This is a genomic window from Streptomyces sp. NPDC001292, assembly GCF_042896465.1.
Taxonomy (GTDB): Bacteria; Actinomycetota; Actinomycetes; order Streptomycetales; family Streptomycetaceae; genus Streptomyces.
In genome coordinates this window covers 13,966-33,901 of the sequence record NZ_JBIAXG010000069.1, presented here as the reverse complement: position 1 = coordinate 33,901, position 19,936 = coordinate 13,966, and the positions used below count along the sequence as shown (strand labels likewise).

The 19,936-nt window shown below is 69.8% G+C and carries 18 protein-coding genes and 6 pseudogenes; 10 read left to right on the top strand and 14 right to left on the bottom strand.

Going from position 1 to position 19,936, the window contains the following annotated elements; all coding sequences use genetic code 11:
* The first annotated feature begins 106 nt into the window (after positions 1-106).
* The 3 genes from ACFY4A_RS39445 to ACFY4A_RS39435 all read left to right on the top strand — a co-directional run bounded on the left by ACFY4A_RS39445 (position 107) and on the right by ACFY4A_RS39435 (position 2,764).
* A complete protein-coding gene (locus ACFY4A_RS39445; RefSeq protein ID WP_376505212.1) occupies positions 107-511 on the top strand; it encodes a type II toxin-antitoxin system PemK/MazF family toxin in 405 nt (134 codons plus the stop codon).
* Positions 512-857: 346 nt separating this feature from the next.
* Positions 858-2,177, top strand: a complete 1,320-nt coding sequence (locus ACFY4A_RS39440) for a NucA/NucB deoxyribonuclease domain-containing protein (RefSeq protein WP_390834134.1) — start codon at positions 858-860, stop codon at positions 2,175-2,177.
* Between the two features lie 107 nt (positions 2,178-2,284).
* Positions 2,285-2,764, top strand: coding sequence for a hypothetical protein (locus ACFY4A_RS39435; RefSeq protein WP_390834133.1), 480 nt, complete (start codon positions 2,285-2,287; stop codon positions 2,762-2,764).
* A 5-nt stretch (positions 2,765-2,769) separates the two neighbouring features.
* On the opposite strand, the gene ACFY4A_RS39430 is transcribed toward ACFY4A_RS39435, so the two are convergent.
* From ACFY4A_RS39430 to ACFY4A_RS39415, 4 genes are all read right to left on the bottom strand, one after another.
* Positions 2,770-2,946 carry an IS3 family transposase gene (locus ACFY4A_RS39430; RefSeq protein WP_390834136.1) on the bottom strand — a complete coding sequence of 59 codons (177 nt, stop codon included), beginning with the start codon at positions 2,944-2,946 and terminating at the stop codon, positions 2,770-2,772.
* Positions 2,947-3,092: 146 nt separating this feature from the next.
* The gene (locus ACFY4A_RS39425) at positions 3,093-3,872 is read right to left on the bottom strand and encodes a hypothetical protein (RefSeq protein ID WP_390834132.1); all 780 of its coding nucleotides are present in this window, start codon (positions 3,870-3,872) and stop codon (positions 3,093-3,095) included.
* On the bottom strand, positions 3,869-4,423 hold the full coding sequence (locus ACFY4A_RS39420) for a SigE family RNA polymerase sigma factor (protein WP_390834131.1): 555 nt from the start codon (positions 4,421-4,423) through the stop codon (positions 3,869-3,871). Before ACFY4A_RS39420 ends, ACFY4A_RS39425 begins: the two co-directional genes overlap by 4 nt.
* Positions 4,424-4,832: 409 nt before the next feature.
* Positions 4,833-5,012 (bottom strand): hypothetical protein, encoded by a 180-nt coding sequence (locus ACFY4A_RS39415; RefSeq protein WP_390834130.1) that lies wholly within the window; start codon positions 5,010-5,012, stop codon positions 4,833-4,835.
* Between ACFY4A_RS39415 and ACFY4A_RS39410 the strand changes: the two are divergent.
* Positions 4,942-6,129: pseudogene (locus ACFY4A_RS39410) on the top strand (S8 family serine peptidase); the annotation flags it as partial. The gene ACFY4A_RS39415 and the pseudogene ACFY4A_RS39410 overlap by 71 nt on opposite strands.
* A gap of 14 nt (positions 6,130-6,143) precedes the next feature.
* Here ACFY4A_RS39410 and ACFY4A_RS39405 read toward each other — a convergent pair.
* Together ACFY4A_RS39405 and ACFY4A_RS39400 are read right to left on the bottom strand one after the other, a co-directional pair.
* Complete coding sequence (locus tag ACFY4A_RS39405; protein ID WP_390834129.1) at positions 6,144-6,557, bottom strand: hypothetical protein; 414 nt, start codon at positions 6,555-6,557, stop codon at positions 6,144-6,146.
* A gap of 786 nt (positions 6,558-7,343) precedes the next feature.
* Positions 7,344-7,487, bottom strand: a complete 144-nt coding sequence (locus tag ACFY4A_RS39400) for a hypothetical protein (RefSeq protein ID WP_390834128.1) — start codon at positions 7,485-7,487, stop codon at positions 7,344-7,346.
* Positions 7,488-7,801: 314 nt separating this feature from the next.
* Here ACFY4A_RS39400 and ACFY4A_RS39395 point away from each other — a divergent pair, with 314 nt between their 5' ends.
* Positions 7,802-8,113, top strand: a complete 312-nt coding sequence (locus tag ACFY4A_RS39395) for a hypothetical protein (protein WP_390834126.1) — start codon at positions 7,802-7,804, stop codon at positions 8,111-8,113.
* A 137-nt stretch (positions 8,114-8,250) separates the two neighbouring features.
* Here ACFY4A_RS39395 and ACFY4A_RS39390 read toward each other — a convergent pair whose 3' ends face one another.
* On the bottom strand, positions 8,251-9,822 hold the full coding sequence (locus ACFY4A_RS39390; RefSeq protein ID WP_390834125.1) for a protein kinase: 1,572 nt from the start codon (positions 9,820-9,822) through the stop codon (positions 8,251-8,253).
* 402 nt (positions 9,823-10,224) lie between these two features.
* A pseudogene (locus tag ACFY4A_RS39385) lies at positions 10,225-10,758 on the bottom strand (transposase); the annotation flags it as partial.
* Between the two features lie 4 nt (positions 10,759-10,762).
* Between ACFY4A_RS39385 and ACFY4A_RS39380 the strand changes: the two are divergent.
* The 5 genes and pseudogenes from ACFY4A_RS39380 to ACFY4A_RS39360 all read left to right on the top strand — a co-directional run.
* Positions 10,763-11,062 (top strand): annotated as a pseudogene (locus tag ACFY4A_RS39380) (IS630 family transposase); the annotation flags it as partial.
* 215 nt (positions 11,063-11,277) lie between these two features.
* Positions 11,278-12,369 (top strand): IS110 family transposase, encoded by a 1,092-nt coding sequence (locus ACFY4A_RS39375; protein ID WP_390834124.1) that lies wholly within the window; start codon positions 11,278-11,280, stop codon positions 12,367-12,369.
* A 17-nt stretch (positions 12,370-12,386) separates the two neighbouring features.
* A pseudogene (locus tag ACFY4A_RS39370) lies at positions 12,387-12,689 on the top strand (transposase); the annotation flags it as partial.
* 43 nt (positions 12,690-12,732) lie between these two features.
* Positions 12,733-13,570, top strand: a pseudogene (locus ACFY4A_RS39365) (IS5 family transposase).
* 158 nt (positions 13,571-13,728) lie between these two features.
* Positions 13,729-14,262: an AAA family ATPase gene (locus tag ACFY4A_RS39360; RefSeq protein ID WP_390834123.1), complete on the top strand. Its 534-nt coding sequence runs from the start codon at positions 13,729-13,731 to the stop codon at positions 14,260-14,262.
* A gap of 24 nt (positions 14,263-14,286) precedes the next feature.
* Here ACFY4A_RS39360 and ACFY4A_RS39355 read toward each other — a convergent pair.
* The 6 genes and pseudogenes from ACFY4A_RS39355 to ACFY4A_RS39330 form a co-directional block, all read right to left on the bottom strand.
* Positions 14,287-14,598: pseudogene (locus ACFY4A_RS39355) on the bottom strand (IS701 family transposase); the annotation flags it as partial.
* Between the two features lie 98 nt (positions 14,599-14,696).
* Positions 14,697-16,187: a hypothetical protein gene (locus tag ACFY4A_RS39350; RefSeq protein WP_390834122.1), complete on the bottom strand. Its 1,491-nt coding sequence runs from the start codon at positions 16,185-16,187 to the stop codon at positions 14,697-14,699.
* Positions 16,111-16,761, bottom strand: coding sequence for a hypothetical protein (locus tag ACFY4A_RS39345; protein ID WP_390834121.1), 651 nt, complete (start codon positions 16,759-16,761; stop codon positions 16,111-16,113). Before ACFY4A_RS39345 ends, ACFY4A_RS39350 begins: the two co-directional genes overlap by 77 nt.
* 183 nt (positions 16,762-16,944) lie before the next feature.
* Positions 16,945-18,501, bottom strand: a complete 1,557-nt coding sequence (locus ACFY4A_RS39340) for a ParB/RepB/Spo0J family partition protein (RefSeq protein ID WP_390834120.1) — start codon at positions 18,499-18,501, stop codon at positions 16,945-16,947.
* Positions 18,502-18,645: 144 nt separating this feature from the next.
* Entirely contained in the window at positions 18,646-18,861 is a 216-nt protein-coding gene (locus tag ACFY4A_RS39335; protein ID WP_390834119.1) for a hypothetical protein, read from the bottom strand.
* 400 nt (positions 18,862-19,261) lie between these two features.
* Complete coding sequence (locus ACFY4A_RS39330) at positions 19,262-19,888, bottom strand: hypothetical protein (protein WP_390834118.1); 627 nt, start codon at positions 19,886-19,888, stop codon at positions 19,262-19,264.
* Positions 19,889-19,936: the final 48 nt, after the last annotated feature.

Sequence of the window (19,936 nt, the reverse complement as noted above, 5' to 3'; positions counted from 1 at the left end):
TCATGCGCTGACCAGTCCGTGATCATCCAAACGGGAGCGAGACCCGCACTCCCGTCCGATCTTCAAGCTGCAAGATCGCTTTGATAACGGCTTCTCAGGAGGACATGTGCAACGTGGCGAGGTCTGGTGGGCCGCGTTCGACGAGCGGCGGCCGGTCGTACTGCTGTCGGGAGACGACGCGTCCGGGATCCGGGTGATGCAGGTCGTCGCTCCAGCGGGCGTCGACATCAGCGGTCTGGGCATCGAAGTGGCAGTAGGAGCCGTGGAAGGACTGCCCTTTGAAGGCGTGCTGCGGATCGCGTTCCCTCGTCCAGGCTTTACCCCTTGCACGTGGCTGACCACAGTGTCTCGGGACGACCTGATCGAACAAGCGGGCATCCTGTCCTCCGCGAAGCTCAGCGAGATTGAGGATGCCCTCCGTCTCGGTGAGCAGGCGAAGGAGCGGACCCCAGCGACGACCGCGAAGCTCAGCGAAATCAGGGACGCCCTCCGTCTCGGTCGACTCGGGTAGGCGGAGAAGGAACGGACGTCCCTGATGACGTGGTCGATCTCGTCCAGATGATCGACGCTGGCCACCTGTCTCCTCGGCGCCCTCACGATCGCTGCGACACCACACTTTCAAATTCGGTAATCAGCCGAAATTTATGCGTTGCCGTCGATTAGGCCAGGAACGGCGTGACATGCGGGCGCCGGCTCCAGCGAGCGCCCGTTTTCGGCCTGGTGAACCAGGCCGCACAACAAGTCACTTTGCAAAATGATTAAGCCAAATAGCAAATCTTGACCATGAGTTGGCGCTGGTCGACTCGTAAGATCAACAGCCGTCACGCCCTGTCAGCGATCAACTACAAGAAGGATTCATGAGATCCATACGAGCAGCGCTCGCCACCCCGCTCGCCGCTTTACTGCTGATGGTCGTCGGCGGCGCATCTCCCGTAGCCGCCGCATCCGCACAGCCAAATGTCCGCAAGGTCGTCACCATCGAGGCGGAACGCTCCCCTGACACCCCGGCCACTGACAGTAAGCTGTTAGACGCCCCGTCATCTGCGCCGCCTAGCCTCTCCGCCCAGGACGGCCGGCCCAAGCGGAACATCCCCCAGCAGTCGCCAGCCCAGCTCAAGGAACGAGTGCAACTCGCCCAGAAGTTCCAGGACCTACGCGAAAGCAGCACCCTGGCCCGAGCCGCCGACCTCCCCGGCAGCGCAGTCGAGTGCCAGGACGCACCAAGCGCCCAGGTCGCCCAAGGTCTGGTCATCGACCACTTCACATGGTGCCAATTCGGTACATACCTCATCACTCTTGATGAATGCACGAGCAAAGGGTGCACCCCCAAGGCCCGGGTCGGGTTCCGGCTCTCACTCCTCGGCGTTGGCGAGGTCGGTTCCCGTGAAATCTCATTCGTCGGGTATCCCGACAACTTCCGACTCTCGGGAGTCGCCTCAGAACTCCTTGCAACCCCGCTGACCTTCGAGATGAAGTGTTCCGTGTCCAAGGGGTCCGCGTGCATCGACTACCCGCTGGGCAACAAGATGACTCAGACGATCCAGCAGTGGATCAGAGTCCCCAGCATGTTCTTCAAGTTCTCATCCCCTGAGACCAACGCTGTGGGAACAGACCTGCTCAGCTGGTACGACTTCTGGGGGACCGCAACCATCACCGGCGGCAATACGGTCACCACCGGCGCAAACGGGTTCCGGTGCGACTCAGCCACCTACGTCCCATCCCAAGGCTGCGTCTTCGACCAGACAGAGGAACTCTGGTACGACCTGTATATCGCTGACCCTGATGTGAACGAGACCGCGCAGCACATCATCGATGCGCAGGAACAGCCCGAAGTCACATTCCCCATGTGGCTGGGTAAAACGGTGCCCGGGTCAATCTACAGCGGCCTGCCACTGAACCGCATTTACCATGACACTCGCCTCCGCGACAACAACCACGCCCAAGCCGTCCGGACCTGTCGGCAGTTCTTCGGCACCGACTACTCGACACGCGGCCTCGACTGTGACGAGTACCCCTTCCAATCAACCATCCAAGGAGCAGCCGCAGGAGACAACCGGTACTCGGCCCGCGCCCTGGACTCAGATGACAACCAGGCGGCCGGACGCCTTCTGGGAAAGTTCTACGACCGCCAGCGAGTGCTCGACTCGGACCCCTTCTACGTCATCGTGATCCAGTAGGGCCTCCTCGCCGACGGTAGCGCAGCCGCGCCGTAGCAACGACACTCCCCGGCCCGAAACTCAATCCGGGCCGGGGAGAGCGATAGACAAGCTCGGAAGGAAGGCTCATGTCCGCCCCCCAGCCTCGTGCCGCCATCGACGGGGCAAAGCCCCGCATCGAATACCGCCAGTTCCAACTGGTCGACCAGGAAGACAACCTCCAACTCCCTCAGGGATGGGCGCGCTCATCCCGAATCGTCATACCGGCAGGCCCGGGCGCGCTCCTCCGCACTGGCGGCAACGACTTCTACCCATTGGTGCGCCTCGAAGCATGGCTGGCAGAGCCAGACCCGCAGGACTTGTGGGAAGCAGTCGAAGAAGCGGACTTTCGCACCGGCACCGGGACTGTGTGCCTCCGCGAGTGGGACGGCGGCCCAGTTGGGCACCCGTTGCCGGTTGGCGAGCCAGGTTCCTACCGGCTGAGGGCCTATTGCCGCGGTCGGGCAGAGGCCGAAGCGCTCGTCGGACACGAGTTGTACTACGAAGGTGTTGAGGAGTGGCTCCTGCAAGTCTGGGCTGTTTCGACTGAACCGCTCCGGGTTCGGTAGAGATCTCAGATGTTGGTTGTGACCTGGGGTTTCGTGGTTGCGAGGTAGTGGTTGTTCTCGTATTCGACGGGCGGGACATGGCCTATCTCACCGTGGAGGCGTCGGTGGTTGTACCAGTCGACGTACTCGGCGGTGGCGAGCTCGACGTCGGACAGCGTCTTCCATGGCCGTCGGGGCTTGATCAGCCAACGCGCGCAGGCTCAGGTCATTTTCAAGAGAGCCCGGTAGCAGCGGGCCCGCTGCTACCGGGTGTTCACCTCGGCGCCCCGGACGGCGATGTGCCGCAACGGCTCCGATTTCACCGGGGCGGCGGATGTGACGATGCCGGTCAGAACTGCCAGGACGGGCTGTTCGCGATGTCCAGCAGCGCGTCGGCGTCCAGCGGCACCTGCTTCGTCGGCCGATCCGTCATCTGCTGAAGGGCCACGCTCCGGCCGTCCTTGCGGTGCACCAGTACGTACTGGGACTCACTGCCGTCGGCGGAGAACCGCAGTGTCGACGATTCCGCCCGTGCCCCGTCGGCTAGTTCGACCGTCTCGCAGTGGCTTGTCTCCGCGTGGTTGTACACAGCACCGGGCCTGGGCGTGATCTTCGGCTCCGGGAACTCCGCGCAGAACGGCAGGTTCGGCTCCTTGGCCGTGTACCCCACGCTACCGATGAACGTGACCTCTTCGCCGCCGTTGTCCCAGGTCACCTGGAAGGTCCGGCCCTTGATGTCACCGTCCTTAGTGGTCGTCCGGCCCTCGGGGAGCAGTGCGACGAGGGTGTCGGCAAGCCGCTTGCTGCTCCAGCGTGTCGTATGCTCGACCCCCCAATTGACGCTGTCGGGCCGTACCGGGCGAGGAGTGTCGGTGCCGACACCGGCTGGCACCAGCGGGCCGAGGAGCGGGTCGGCGGCGGATGCACTCGTGGCCGGACCGGCACCGGGTGCGACCAGGACCAGTGCGGCAACCGCGGCCGCGGAGGTGACGCCCGCGCCGGTGAGCGCGAGACGTCGCCGGGTCCTGACGTGCCGTCCGGCCGCGACCACGGCGTCCACGGTGGTCCGTACCGGTGGTTCCTCGCCGATCCCGGCCTCCAGCAGGTTCCTGACGTCCTGGTTGCTCATGACAGAGTGACCTTCTCTCGGGTGTGGTGGGTGGACTGGGCGAGCGTCCCGAGGGTGTCGGGACTGTGGTCGTTGCCCAGGAGGGCCCGCAGACGGGTCAGTGCCCGCGCGGTGTGGCTCTTCACGGTGCTGGTGGAGCAGCCCATGGCCGCGGCCGTCGCGGCGATGTCCAGGTCGGCCCAGTAGCGCAGGACCACCGCGGCGCGCTGGCGCACCGGCAGGTCGTCCAGTGCCGCGCGTACCTGGAGCTCGAGTGCCAGGTCCGCGGCGGGCTCGGCATGGTCGGGAAGTTCCCGGGCGGGGTGCTCCCGCCGCCAGCGTCGCCGTGTGTGGTCGATGCAGGCCCGGGTCAGTACGCGGTGGGCGTACGCCTCCAGGTTCCGTATCCGCCGGCGCCGTCCCCACACGGAGTAGAGCTTGGTCAACGCCGTCTGTGTGATGTCCTCGGCGTGGTGCCAGTCCCCGCACATCAGGTAGGCGGTGCGCCGCAGATGCGGCAGCCGCTCCTCGGCGAAACCACGGAAATCCTCCAGGTCCCCGGTACGCAACACAGGCCCTCCTTTCGTCTCTGACCACATCGACGGAGCGGACCGGCCGGAGGGATGTCACGGGGCGCCGGAAACTTTTCGCGGGAATTCCCCGGCGTCCGGCGTCCGGTGACGTCCTCACGGCCTCATGCCGCCGTCGTCCGGTCGAAGGCATGTGAGCAAGCGGCCCCGCGCCCCCGCTCGTTGGTTGCCGACGCATGGCGGAGCGCTGCGGGGACCGCGTCATCGAGAGGATGCGTATGCGAGGCATACGTGCGTCGGGCCCCTTGAGCGCCGCCGTGCTGGGCGCTCTGGTGGTCGGCACGACGCTCGCCCCACCCGCCGGTGCGCCGCTGCCCGGCGGGGTCACGCCGGCGGCGGCCACGGCGGTCGGGACAGGACGCGTGGTGAAGGTCACGCTCATTACGGGGGATCAGGTCACGGTCCGGGTCGGCGCGGGGAACGCGGTGTCCGTGATGTCGGTGCGGCCCGGCCCGGGGCGCGAGGACATGATGTTCTTCCAGCGGGGCTCCGGGGGGTCGGTGTCCCTGGTGCCGCAGGACGCGGTGGGTCCGCTGCGGTCGGGACGGCTGGACAAGCGACTGTTCGACATCAAGGAGCTCGTGTCGCAGAGATACGACGACACGCACAGCGCCCAACTGCCGCTGATCGTCACCTACGACAGGTCCGCCGGCAAGAGCTCCGTTCCCGCGCCACCGGAGGGGGCCCGTACGGTGCGGGGGCTGAAGAGCGTTCACGGGGCCGCGCTGCGGGCGGACAAGAAGCGCCTTTCCCGCGTGTGGCGGGAGCTGGGTCCCGCCAACGCGGGTGAGCGCGGGAAGACGGCGGCACTGGCTCCCGGTGTGGCCAAGGTGTGGCTCGACGGCAGGGTCAGGGCCGGTCTGGACCGCAGCACGGCCCAGATCGGTGCGCCTCAGGCGTGGAAGTCCGGCTGGACGGGAAAGGGCGTGAAGGTCGCGGTGCTGGACACCGGGATCGACGCCACGCACCCGGATTTCGCCGGCTCGCTCGGTGAGTCGTCCGACTTCACGGCGGACAGTGGTGTCATCGGTGGCAGCGCTCCGGACAGAGTCGGCCACGGCACGCACGTGGCCTCCACGATCGCCGGGGACGGCGCCGGAGCCGGCGGCCGTTTCCGGGGCGTGGCGCCCGATGCCGAACTCCTCGTGGGCAAGGTGCTGGACGACGACGGCGAGGGCCAGGAGTCGTGGGTGCTGCAGGGCATGGAGTGGGCAGCGGCGCGGGCCACCGTCGTCAACATGAGTCTGGGCGGTGGGCCGAGCGACGGAACGGACCCGCTGTCGCAGGCCGTCGACAGCCTTTCTGCCCGCTACGGCACGCTGTTCGTGGCGTCGGCGGGCAATGACGGGGGCGCCGGTACGGTGGGTACGCCCGGTACGGCCGATGCCGCGCTGACCGTGGGCGCTGTCGGACGTGACGACACGCTCGCCGACTTCTCGAGCCAGGGCCCCCGGGAGGGCGGTCACGCGGTGAAGCCCGATGTGACCGCCCCGGGGGTGAACATCGTCGCGGCGCGCGCCGCCGGCACCTCCATCGGCACTCCGGCCGGGGAGCGTTACACCGCCCTGTCCGGCACGTCGATGGCCGCGCCGCACGTTGCGGGCGCCGCTGCACTGCTCGCCCAGGCGCACCGCGACTGGGACGGAGCGCAGCTCAAGGCGGCGCTGATGTCCTCGGCGAAGCCGGTCGCCGGGCAGGGCGCCTACGAGCAGGGTGCCGGACGTCTGGACGTGGCCCGTGCCGTCTCCCAGAACGTGTGGGCAACCGCCGAGGACACCGGGGTGTACTTCGCCGACCCCGAGGCCGCGACGCCGGTCACCCGTACCGTCACGTACCACAACGCCGGTACGGCCGATGTCGTGCTCACCGTGACCCCCACCGCCCCCGACCGGTCGGGGGCTCCGGCACCGGCCGGGCTGTTCACCGTGTCGCCGGACACCGTGACCGTCCCGGCCGGGGGAACGGCACGGACGACCGTCTCCGTCGACCCCGGCACCGCGGCGGCCGGCACCTTTTTCAACGGACGGCTGACCGCGACCGCCGAGGGCGGCGTCGCGGTGACCGGCCCCGCGTTCGCCGTCACGAAGGAGGCCGTGCACCACCAGGTCGTGGTCAAGGCCGTCGACCGCAACGGAGCACCGCTCCAGCCCCCTTCCCGCGAGGACCTGCACTCGGCCTCGGTGTCGCTGACGAACCTGTCGACCGGTGAGGACTTCGACCTCACCTTCACCGACGGCACGGCCATGGCCCGCGTGCCCGAAGGCCGCTACAACCTCGGCGGCACCGTGGTCACCCCAGCGACCGCCGGGGCTCCGGCGACAGCGACCATGTTCCTCCAGCCGGAACTGGACATCCGTCAGGACACCGAGCGCACGGTCGACGCCCGGGACGGCGAGGAGATCGGTGTCGTCGTCCCCGGCTCCGGGGCACAGCCGTACTCCCTGTCCGCCGTCTACTGCTACCGCGCCGCAGCGGGAGGGGAGTGTACGGAGGAGCGTCACATGACGAGCTGGCCCGGGAGGCTCTTTGTCCTGCCGGGCGGCCATGTGTCCCACGGCGTGCTGGACTTCGTCGTCCGCAGTACCCAGAACGGCACAACGGCCACGAAGGGACAACTGCCCGGCCACTACGACCTGCTGGTCCGCACGACGGGCTCTCTTCCCGACCCCTCCTTCCGCGTGGCCCGCAAGGACCTCGCCGTGATCAAGAACGTGTACCACGCGCAGGGCCCCGGTACGGTGGGTGAGGCGGACAGCTACGCCACCGAGGCCGGTGTGGGGACATTCAGCATCGAGGAGTCGGACTTCGCCCTGCCCGCGACACGCACCGAATACGTGACGGTGCGCGGCCAGTACCGGGAGGCGTCCTTCGGCATGGGAGAAGATACGGGTGGCGAATACGCTCACAAGTACATTGCCCAGACCGGCGTCGTCACCTGCGCGGCCGGCCGCACCTGCGTGGACCGCTGGAACGCGGCCGTCATCGGCCCGGCGCTGGTGCCGCTCAGGGGCGGCGTGCCGCCGATGGGCCGCAGCAGCGACGGCACGATGAGCGTGGAACCGCAGTTGTTCAGCGACGCGGCCCCCAACCACTACGGAAACCCGTGGCCGCACCGGCTGCAGGACACGGTGCGCATCACCCTGTCGCGGGACGGGCAGAAGGTCGGGTCGAGTGACTGGACGCAGGCCGCGTTCGTCGTACCCGACGGCGAGGCCGCCTACCGCCTGACGGCGCGGGCCACCCGTGACGAACCGTGGGCGCCGCTGTCCACCACGGTGGAGACGGCCTGGACGTTCCGCTCCGCTGCTGAAGCCGGGCCCGGGCGGCACGACGCGCACCGCCGCGCTGCCGCTCTCGGTGGTGCGCTTCACCGCCCCCGTCGATGTCACCAACACGGTGCCCCGCACCCGGCACACCCTGGTCACCCACGTGGACCGGCAGCCGGGCGCACCCGCGGCCGGGACGGAACGCCTCACGGTGCGGGTCTCCTTCGACGACGGCACGACCTGGCAGAACGCCAAGGTATCCGCGGCCGACGGCGGCGAGTACCGCGTCACCGTCGACCCGCCCGCCGGCGCCGGCCCCTTCGTCTCCCTGAAGGCGACGGCACAGGGCACCGACGGCGGCACCGTGGAACAGACCGTCCTGCGCGCGTACCGCCTGGCGTCGTAACCGCGGCGCACCGGCCGGATCGACCGGCCGGAAGCCTGCGCACGGGAGCCCCGTTCCGGCAGGGAACGGGGCTCCTTGGTGTGCGTGGCAGAACCGGTGTGCCGGTCAGAAGACGCCGGTCTCTGCAACGCTTTGGGTCAGGGGCGGGTGCAGCGGCCGGTCGGGTGGTCGGCCGGGGGGCGGCACTGGAGGGGGAAATCGGACGCGCTCGTGCTCAGGTAGCGGCCGATGCAGGAGTTGGCCGTGGTTCTGCCGCGCGCGGCGCAGAAGGCCAGTGCGGAGCGTCCGTCGGGAAAGGGGCCCGGGGCGTGGATCACCCAGTAGCCCGGGCGCAACGACGCATAGTCGTCGCTGCGGAGCACCTCCGCTTCGGGCACCGACTGCCGAATCGTGGCGAGCCGTTTGTCACGCGCGGCGATGCCCGCGCTGACGGGCTCGGAGTAGAGCTGGGCGATCCAGCGGCCGTCAGACAGGGGAGGCTGTTCGACCGGGGCGGCGGCCGACTGCGTCGCTTCAGCGGTTGGCTGTCCCGTCGGATCCGTCGTCGCGCCCGATGTTGCGTCCTTTGTCGGAGCCGCCGATGCCTCGGCAGTTCGCCCGGGCGGGAAACTCGCCGCGGTGGTCGCCGGCTGTGCGGACGCCGTGCTCGGCGAGGTGCCCACCGCACTGCTCGCCTCGTCGTTGCCTGGACCGCGAAGTGTGAGCACCAGCACGGTCGTCGCCGTAGCGGCCGCCAGCACCGCCGCGGTCACCGCGATGACGGCCGGCTTCCGGTTCCGCGGAAGGCCCGGCGCGAGGGCGGACTTCGGGGTGTCCACCTGGGTGGGCGGATACCCGGGAGGAAGAGCCGGAGGCGGCGGCACCGGCGCAGCGAGTGTCGACTGCTCCCAGCGGGGCGCCGAGCCGGACTCCACCCGCACGAGCATCGCGTCCAGCTGCTCGGCGTCCGGACGGGCCGCCGGGTCGCGTACCAGCAGCGCCTGGAGTACGGGGGCAAGGGCGCCGGAGCGCACCGGCGGCGGCACGGGTTCGTCGAGCACCGCGGCGAGGGTGGCCAGTGCCGTGGCCCGCCGCAGCGGGCTGACGCCCTCGACGCTCACGTACAGCAGCAGGCCGAGCGACCACAGGTCGGACGCGGGGTCGTCGTCGAGGCCGCGGATGCGCTCGGGAGCGATGTACTCGGGCGAGCCGACGAGTTCACCGGTCGCCGTCAGCGAGGTGGCCCCCCGCAGCCCCGCGATGCCGAAGTCGGTGAGCACGGCCGTTCCGTCCGCGCGCAGCAGCACGTTGGCGGGTTTGACGTCCCGGTGGTGAACGCCCACCGCGTGGGCGGCCCGCAGCGCGGACAGCACCTGACGTCCCAGGCCGGCCGCCTCCACGGGCGTCATCGGGCCGGCCGAGAGCCGCTCCTGGAGGGAGGGCCCGGACACCAGCTCCATCACCAGCCACGGATGCGGATCCGCATCGACATCGACGATGTGATGGATGGTCACGACGTTCGGGTGATTGAGCCGGGCCAGCGCCCGCGCTTCGCGCAGCACGCGCTCACGCGAGACGTCCGACACCTCCGCGTCCGACCGCACGGCCTTGAGCGCGACCTCCCGGTGCAGCACTGTGTCCCTCGCCCGCCACACCGTGCCCATCCCGCCGCTTCCGAGCTGTTCGACCAGCCGGAACCGCCCGTCCACCAGGTCTCCCCCTGTACCCATGCCAACAGGTTAGGGCACCGTGCCAAATCTTGATCAAGTTCGTGGAGAGCTGTTGTGATGGCCCGCGGGGACCTGATGGACGAACGCCGCCCGGGATCGAACCGGCCGTGCGGCGTGAACGCGCATGTGTCTGTTAGTGTCCTGCGCCAGTAATCCGTTGGTAGATCCTGTCTCGCACCGGCGTTTGGGTCCGGTCCAGCAACCAGGCGTGTTGACCGCCTGAGGCTCAGTGCGAACTACCTAGGAACTTCCGGCGCAGGACACTAGTAGTACTTCGTTAGGTTGGCTGGCGTGGGTGGTGTTCTGGCGGAGCTGAAGCGGGGATGCCGCGGTGGCAGGTGGGGCATGTGCCGGTCCATGCGCGTATGAGGTCCTGGAGCGTGTCGAGGACCTGGTAGAAGGTCAGGCCGGCGCTGTTGCTTTTGGGTCGAGACGGCGGAGGGTGAGGAAGGCGTGGGCCGCGGTGACGAGGGTGGTGTGGTGGTGCCAGCCGCGCCAGGTGCGGCCTTCGAAGTGGTCCAGGCCCAGGCCGTGCTTCATCTCGCGGTAGTCGTGCTCGATCCGCCAGCGCATCTTCGCCAGGCGAGCCAGGTGCCGCAGGGGGGTGTCGGCGGGCAGGCTGGTCAGCCAGTACTCGGTGGGTGCCTTCTCGCCGGCGGGCCATTCACTCAGCAGTGTCGCCGGGGGCAGAACGCCGTCCCAGGCGGTGGAGCCGCCCGCCTGGGCCATCGCGTGTCTGCGGGCCGCGACACCGGCCGGACGCACGATCCGCACCTGGAATCTCGAGCGCATCGGCCCCTTGGACCCAGTGCGCCAGGTCGCCTGCCGGTAGGCCTTGAGGCTGGTTTCGGCAGCCAGGTCCTTCAACGAGAACGCTTTCGTGCGGTAGCGCAGGGCGGGCTTGCGGCCGGTCCCGTTCCAGGCCGGGGCGGTGGGCACGGACCCGCCCGAGCGCACCATCGTGCTCTGCGTCGACGAGAAGAGCCAGATCCAGGCGTTGGACCGCTCGGCCCCAGTGCTGCCGATGATGCCCGGCATGCCCGAGCGCCGCACCCACGACTACCTGCGCGGCGGCGTCACCACCTTGTTCGCGGCGCTCAACACCGCCACCGGTGAGGTCATCGGATCCCTCCATCGCCGCCACCGCGCCGCGGAGTTCAAGAAGTTCCTCGCCAAGCTCGACAAGGAGGTCCCCGCCGAGCTCGATGTCCACCTGATCTGTGACAACTGTGAGGATCATGGGGTGCTGCCGGGGGCCGGAGCCTGACCCGTGCGACAACTGGCCTCAGCTGCCTTGGAGTAGATCTGTCGGCTTCCGGTCCCCGGTGGTGCGTGCTGCCGCCGGACCGGCGGGCGTGTCCCGATAGGGGCCTTGCCCTACAAGGCACCGTCACAGTTCTGACCGCCCACCCGGCCCGGCGTCGGCCATCAAGCCCCAGCCGATGAAGGAGCCGCGTGACCGTCACCAGCATGCCCCAGCCGACCCTGCCCGTGCAGCCCGGCCCCCGCGCGGACGAAGACATTGTGCTCGGTGTCGACACGCACCAGGACGTGCACGTCGCCGCCGTCATCACCGTCCTCGGCGCGCTCCTGGCCCACCAGGAGTTTCCCGCCACCGCGGCCGGCTACCGACAGCTGCTTGTCTGGGCCCGTTCCTTCGGAACTCTGCACCGCGCCGGCGTGGAGTGCACCGGCTCCTACGGGGCCGGGCTCGTCAGAGCCCTGCGCCAGGAGAACATCCAGGTCATCGAGGTCAACCAGCCCGACCGTGCCACCCGGCGCAAGCGCGGCAAGACCGATGCCGTCGACGCAGATGCCGCGGCCCGCGCCGTCCTGTCGGGACGCGCCACCGCCACACCCAAGACCGGTGACGGCCCGGCCGCCGACATGCGGGTCCTGAGACTGGCCAAGGAATCGGCCGTCAAGGCCCGCACCCAGGCCATGAACCAGCTCAAGGCCGTGCTCCTGGGCGTTGATCCCGTACTGCGCGAGTCGTTGTCCGGACTCCGGAACCCGGCCCTGATCGACCGATGCGCGGACCTCGACGACACCGGTGACGCGGCCGCGTTCACGCTCCGGCTGCTGGCCCGGCGGGTCCAGCACCTGACCGCCGAGGTAAAAGAGCTCACCCGCCAGGTCACCCGGGCCGTCCGCATACACCGCCCGCAGCTGCTGGAGGTCGTCGGGATCGGACCCGACAGCGCTGCAGCCCTGCTCATTGCCGCCGGCGACAACCCCGAACGGGTGGTCAGCGAGGCCTCCTTCGCCGCTCTGTGCGGCGCCAGCCCGGTCGAGCAGTCCTCTGGAAAGACCCAGCGCCGACGCCTCAACCGGGGCGGCAACCGACAGGCCAACGCCGCCCTCTACCGCATCGTCATGACACGCATACGCTGGGACGAGCGCACCCGTTCCTACCTGGAGCGACGCACCAAGCAGGGCATGTCCAAGCGTGAGATCGTCCGCTGCCTCAAACGCTATGTCGCCCGCGAGGTCTTCCGCCACATCCAGCCGGTCACGGCCCTCCCACTTCCCGACCCCGCCGCTTGACGAAACATAGGGGCATCTACGCCACGCACAAGACCCCGGCCATCCAGAAGTGGCTGCGGGCGCACCCGCGCTTCCACATGCACTTCACGCCCACCAGCTCGTCCTGGCTCAACCAGGTGGAGCGCTGGTTCGCCCTGCTGACGGACAAGCAGATACGACGCGGCGTCCACAAGAACGTCCAGGCACTCGAGAAGGACATCCGCGACTGGATCGCCCGCTGGAACGAGGACCCCAAACCATTCACCTGGACCAAGTCCGCCGACGAGATCTTCGAACGCCTCGCCGGCTACCTCAACCGCCTGCCGGAATCCAAGCCTTAGAGGTCATCTCATTTGGCTGGGTAGGCTGTCGGCCGTGGTGGGGATTGTTGAGCGGCTGGTGCCGGATGAGTTGTGGGAGCTGTTCCAGCGGGTGGTGCCGGAGGCGCCGACGCGGCCTCAGGGCGGCGGCCGGCGGCGGCACGGCGACCGCGAGGTGCTGGCCGCGATCGTGTTCGTCGCGACCTCCGGCTGCACGTGGCAGCAGTTGCCGGCGGAGTCGTTCGGGCCGTCCGGCGCGACGGCTCACCGCCGGTTCACCGAGTGGACGAAGGCCCGGGTGTGGGCCAAGCTGCACCGCCTGGTCCTGGACGAGCTCGGGTCCCGCGGTGAGCTGGACTGGTCCCGGTGCGCGATCGACTCGGTGAACATGCGGGCCTTGAAAAGGGGGAACTGACAGGTCCGAATCCTGTCGACCGGGGCAAGTACGGGTCGAAGATCCATCTGATCACCGAGCGGACCGGTCTGCCGCTGTCTGTCGGAATCTCCGGTGCCAACGTCCACGACAGCCAGGCCCTGATCCCGCTCGTGAAGGGCATCCCTCCCCCCGCTGCTGGGCCAGGCACCAGTCGATCACCGACCCCGTCCGCTCCCGCCGGGGGCCCCGTCGGCGCCGGCCCGGCAAGCTCCACGCCGACAAGGGCTACGACTACGCTCACCTGCGGCGCTGGCTGTCCCAGCGGGGCATCCGGCACCGCATCGCCCGCAAGGGCGTCGAGACCTCGCAGCGGCTGGGGCGGCACCGCTGGACCATCGAACGCACCATGGCCTGGCTCGCCGGCTGCCGCCGCCTCCACCGCCGCTACGAACGCAAGGCCGAGCACTTCCTCGCCTTCACGAGCATCGCCTGCACCCTCATCTGCTACCGCAGACTCACCAAATGAGATGACTTCTTAGTTATGCATCGCTTCCAAGACTCAGGACACTAGTACTCCAGCTGTTAGATCGTGATCTTGCTGGTGGGGTAGGGCTGCGGCCATAGGCATAGAGCGATATCGGATTCGGATCCCGTGACGTGGTCGCGAGCTGGCAAGCTGCCTTCATGGATCACGCGGAGGTACTGCTCATCGGAGGGCGTGCCGGTGTCGGCAAGACGACGGTGGCCTGGGAGGTTTCGGCACGGCTGCGAGCCGTGGCGGTCTCTCACGCAGTCATCGAGGGTGACTTCATGGGGCAGGTGCATCCGGCCCCAGACGGGGATCCGCACCGCTCGGAGATCACGGAGTGCAATCTGACTGCCGTATGGGGGAACTTCGCCCAGCGCGGTTACCGCCGCCTGATCTATACGAACACCCTGAGTGTGCTGCCCGAGACGACGGGCATGTTCGAGCGTGCCATGGGGGCAGGCGTGCGGATCGTGCGGGTTCTGCTCACCGCATCCGACACCACCGCCGGCGAGCGGTTGGCGGGCCGGGAGCTCGGCTCGGAACTGGAGCAGGAGCTGAAGGCGAGCGCCCGCAAGGCACGGCTCTTGGACGAGCGGGTAGCTGCTGACACTGTGCGGGTGGTGACGGACGGGCGGCCCGTCGTGGACATCGCCCGTGAGGTGGTAGCCGCCACCGGCTGGGGCGGTTAGCACCCCGCCGGCACATCGTGGTCTTCATGTCCGGGCCTCGGCTTGTCGCCGGTAATGGCTGGTGCGTGATCGCTCCTGATGACGGCGGCGCCAGTCGGACCAGCCGAGCCGGTGGGCCGCATGGTGGAGAGGCCGGACGACGAGGGTGTTGAACAGGCGCTGGATCTCGTTGCAGGACAGCGGGACCAGTCCGTCTGGGGTGGGCCTGCGGGCGTGCTCGTCGGCGCGGACCGCTGCCAGGAAGGCATGGGCGAGCATCGCGAGGGTGACCCAGCGGATCCAGGAGGGGTAGCGGCGGACCTGATGCTCATCGAGGCCGGCCAGCCCTTTCTCACTCAGCCTAACCCGACAAAGCGGGCGTCTCAGCCAAGGCTGTCAGAGAGGGGTGGGGCAAAACGGCGAGCGGGTGTGGCTGTCGCGGTCGGTGAACCGCGTCAGGTGTCCGCGCTGGGCGGGTCGCCGCGGTTCCAGGGAGCGAGGACGGCCCGCGGCTCGCTCGCCCCTCGTCGGCGTTCGCGTCGTGCGGCCAGCAGCAGATCGAGGATCCGCCGGCCTTTGACCTCCGCCTGGTGGCGCAGCTCTGCGGGCATCTGGACGGGGAGCATCACCCGCTTCGCCCGTAGGTCGATCTCCAGCGTGACGGTGCGCACCAGGGTGGAGCCCCGCTCCTGGCTGACGTACAGGTGCAGCCGCGCCTCGACCCGGTGGTCGACGGGGGTGAGCTGTACGTACTCGTTGCCCCATGAGCGGTGTTCGACGTCAGGGGATATCCGCACCCGGGCGGGCACCGTGCGCCCGGTGGGCACTTCCCGGTCGTTGAGCGGGGCGGTGGGGTCCTTCTCCCGGCGCGTCACGTGCTCGTGGAAGGGGTACCAGCCGGGCCCGTAGAAGACGGCTCGAGGTTCCAAGGCGTACGCCCAGTCGCCGAGTTCCAGCTTCACGCCGTACGAGTAGCGCTCGTCCTTCGGCGCGACGTGGAGGTCCAGGGACGGGACTTCGTGTGGAGGTGGGGCCGGAGCGAAGTCGGGAGGCGCGGGCAGGTCGGCAGGGGTGAACGTCGTGCGGGTGTTGCCCACCTCGTCCGGGACGAAGCCATCGAGCATCACCGCCTTGCGGACCATGCGGGGGACGGCGCGCTCGCGTGGGGTGACGCGCAGGGCCACGGCCGAGCCCTCGGCGGCGATCAGTGCCTGGAAGTCCCAGTCCGGCTGGTCCGCGCCCAGGCTGTGTTCCACCTCGCGCAGCGCCCGGGAGATGCGGCGGCCGAGCGGGTCTTCCGGGTCCAGGCGGCGGGTTGCGGGCAGGACGAGGGCGGCGTCCGGGTGCCACTGGTCGGACAGGACCTGCCACGGTCCGGGCGGCAGCAGCGAGGCGACCTGGCCGGCGAGCTGCTCGGCATCGGTCAGCTCACGCAGGACGGCGGCGGTGAGGCGGGCGGTGGACGGCGCGTCCCACGGGCCGCCCAGGGTCAGGCTGAGTCCGCTGCCGGGGCTGCCCAGGGTGACGCTGAGCCGCCTGCCTTCCAGCCAGGCTTCCGCATGCCCGAACCGGACGAACAGCCCCGTCTCGCCGGGCCGTTGGAACGGGGCCCCGGTGGTGAGCAGGCGGGCAACGGCCTCCAGGGGCGGGCGGGCGTCGCGGGCGTCGGGCAGGGCCGGGGCGTAGCGGGTGACCGCGTCGAGAATGCGCGACGTGACGGGGGTCGGGGTGTGCGCGCTGATGCGCGCGGTGCAGATCCGGGCGGGGCCGGTGGGCGACGGTGCGGCCAGGGCGGCCTCAAGCTGGCCGTGCCGCTCGCGGGTGCGCAGGGTCAGCCGGTAGCCGCCGGGCAGGTCGGCGCGGGTGCGGTCACGTCCGTGCAGGTGGTGTTCGACGATGGTGTCGGAGATGGCGTAGGTCGGAGAGGCGGGCTCGAACTCGTACATGGCGCAGGCCTCCACAGGCGGCAGTCGGCGCGGGTGTGCGGGGGTGGTCAGCGGGTGATGCGGGCCCGGCGCGGTCGGCCTGGACGTGGACGGCATCGGCGTGCGCGGCGGCGCGGACCTTGTCGGCCCACTCGGCGGCGCGCTGGGCCAGTCCGGCGAGGCGCACGAAGTAGGCGTCCTGGTGCTGGCGGGCGCGGTCCATCAGCGCCGCGTGCTCGGCGGTCAGCTCCTGGGCGGTGTACGCGGCGATCGCTTCCACGCCGTGGCGGCGGGTGACGCGTCCGAAGGGGCAGGCGCCTTCCTCCTGCTCGATGACGGCAAGGTCGGCGGCGGGCCAGCCGGTGGCCTCGCCGCGCGGGCCGAGCTGGATGTCGAGCACGCACACCGCGTCCGCATCGTGCAGGCCGTCAGCCTGGTAGCGGATGTGCGGCCGGGGCACCGGGCCCGTCTGGCGCTCGGTGTGCGCGCGCCACAGTTCGGGGGAGGGGCCCTCCTCGTCCTGGTGGAGGCGGTGAAGGTAGGAGAGAAGGGCGGGCAGCTGCCAGGCGGGGGAGCCGAACGGTGCGGCCGGCATGGCGAGCCCGGCCCGGGCGATCAGGCCCGTGTGGTTGCTGACGGCGGCCTGGGCGACGAACAGAGAGGCGTTCAGGCGGAGTTCGGAGCCGGAGCATGGCGAGGCCTTCCGGGCGGGCGGCGCGCATGGAGGGAAGGGGGAGGGGGCCCGGGCCGGACTGTCAGGTCCGGCCCGGGCAGCAGGTCAGGACGCGTCCTCGGAGTCCTCGACGCTCACGGCGTCCGGGTCGTCCGGGGAGTCCTCGTCGGCCTGTCCGTCGGCGTCGGCCGTGTCCGGCTCGCCCTCCTGGTAGGGCTCGTCGTCGACGATGGCCTGTTCGACGCTGGAGAGCGGGTAGCCGATCTCGGCGAGGAACTTCAGCCACGTGCGGGCGTCCTCGCGGATCTCCCGCAGCTCGTACACGGCCGAGCGGGCGGTGCTGTCGGTGCGCCAGGTCCGGACCTCGCCCATCCGCTTCTCGAACGTCGCGGCCAGCACCGCGAAGTTCAGCAGGGTGAGCTTGGCCGGGGTCGCCGTGGCGGCGCGCTCGGCGGGGGCGTCGTAGCCGGTCAGCTCCTTGACCAGGTCCCGGCGGCCCGCGTCGCCCACCCACTGAGCCACCGGCTTGGGGCAGGCAAGGAGCTGCCCGGTGATGAACGCGGCGAGCGGCTTCGGTGCGGTCTTGCGGCCGATCAGGTCCTTCAGCCACGCCTGCCGGGCCTTCTCGGCGGCGCGGTAGGCCTTGTTGCCCGCCTTGACGTACTCGCGCGACGGCTCCGACGACTTGGCCTCACCCGTCGCCTGCGGCCGCTCCTCGGCCTGGTCGCCGTCCGTCTCGGGGGCGTCCTCCTGGGGCGGGTAGTGACCGAAGCGCTCCGGGTCGGTGCAGAAGTACTCGACCTCGCCGGGCTCGCGGGGATTCTCGGCCCAGGTCGCCACGTGGCCGGGGCACTCGGCGTGCGCCTCGGCGGTCATGGGCTCGCCGTCCGGGCCGTCCAGCTCGCTGAGCGGCTCGACGGTGGCCGGAAGCGTGTCGCCGTCCTCGGCCAGCCGCACACCCGCCGCCGTCAGCTGCGGGCGGACCTCGGCGCGGGCGCGCTGCTCCTCGCGGTCGTCGCGCTCCCACTGCACCTGGAACTCGAAGCGGCCCTTGGCGTAGGCGTCCAGCAGCCGGTCTACGGCGGCGGGGTCGTCGTCGAACTCGCCCAGCACTCCGAGGACTTCGAGGTCGAGGTCGTACGTACCGGCTTCGGCGAGTGCCGAACGGGTCCGCTCGCCGACCGACTTGGCGGTCTTCACCGCCTGGGACACGTCCCTGCGGGAGCGGCCGGTGAGTTCGGCGACCCTGGCCTGCTTCATGCCCGCGCCGACCGCGCCGAACAGGGCGTCGGCCTGCTCCAGCTCGGTCAGGCCCCGGCGGTAGTCGTCGTCGTTCTCGATGAGCTGGTCGATGAAGTCCTCGCCCGCCTCGCGCAGGGAGGGGTCGAGCACGTACGCGGGGACCTCGATCGCGTCCTGCTCCGCCTCGGTCTCCTTGGTGGCCCGCGCGGCGAAGTAGCGCCGGTGGCCCATCTTCAGCTCGTAGGTGTCCTCGCCGAGCGGGAGGACCACGACGGGGACCTTCACGCCGTTGGCCGCGACGGACTTGAGGAACTTCTCGTCCAGGTTGAGGTCCTGGCGGACGTTGTTCTCGTTGACGCGGATCTGGCCGAGCTGCAGCGTGACCCGCTGCATCGGTGTGGTCGTTGCGGTGTCGCTCACGGATTGCTCCTCGTGCGCTCGGTTGGTGTTGAGCAAGTTGCCGCTTGCTCATGAAATCAATTATACGCCATTCGATTTTTTTTCCGGGGAGTGCTGGGGGAACCGTGCTGGTCAGGGGCGCCCTTCGGGCGGGCGTCGGGGCGGTCAGGTCTCGGTCACCGTCACCGGGGGCAGGCCCATGTGGGCGGCCCATGCTTCGGCGGCGTCGTGCAGGGTGCGAAATCCGGTCGGCCAGATCGGATGCCGGGCCTTCTGGGTCGCGTAGACGTAGGTGAACACCTGCGGTCCCAGGCCGTGAGCGTTCTGCAGGCGGCCGGCCAGATGGGGGTGCTCAGGGCACCAGATGCGGTAGCGGCCCAAGGCGTCGAGCCCGTCAAGGCGTCGAGCCCGTCACGGAACACGTCGCCGTGCTCCAGGTGGACGGCGACCGGCTCAGGCCGGGGCGGGCCGCCCTTGGTCAGCACGGTGGCGAACCCGGCCTTGTGGAGGTGGGCGGCGATGTGGGCACGTAGGCGCAGCCAGGTGTCGCGGGCCGCTCCGGGCCTTGGCGGCTTCCCGAGATGGCGGCCGATGAACAGCGTCACGTGGGCGGTGCCGTCCTCGCCTGAGTGGCCGACGGACACGGCCACCTGCTCTGCGGTGAGCTGCTGGCGCTGGAAGGCGGGGAACCGGCTCGGGGGCAGGGCGCGGCGGGTGGCGCGTACGTACCAGGACGGTGCCCCCGGCCGGTAGGGGCAGCGGTGGCGGGCGGTCGGCGTGCTCATCGTGCGGCCTCGTCGGCGTCGCCGGAACGGTCGTCCGGGGCCGCTGCGGTGCGCCGGGTCACCTCGCCGTAGGCCTTCATGACGGCCTCGGTCGCCTCGTCGCCGACATAGCGGAAGGTGACGATGTTGAGGCCGTCGCCGAGAACCTGCGCGGTCACGCGCTCGATGGTCCCGCGCTTGCGGTACTCGACGATCAGGGACGGTTCGGACCGGGTGACCTCGGCTCCGGGGACCAGTGCCACGAGGTGATCCGCCACGGCGGCCCGGGCCTCGGCGTGTTTGCGGGACTCCTCGTTGGCCGCGAGCACCTTCGGGTAGGTCTCGTCGTAGACCGGCAGCAGCTTGGTACGGACAGCCTGTTCCAGCGCCCTGCCGCCCCGGTCGGCGCGCATCTCCGTACGGGGGCGGTGCCGTTGCATCAGGCTGTACGACGTGTCCGGGTAGGCGACCCTCGCCCGGACGTACCCCTCACGCTGTGCGGGGCTGATCTCGATGCGCCGCCCGTCGGGGTGTTCCAGAACGGCACCCTCCTTGCCGGATGCGGCGGACGGACGGGCTGTCCAGCCGCCGCCGGGCATCAACGGCGCCGCTTCGGCAGCGAGTTGGTAGGTGATGGACGGCATGATGGTTCGCCCTCTCGACGGGTCGGTGCCGGATGGGTTGCCGCTCAT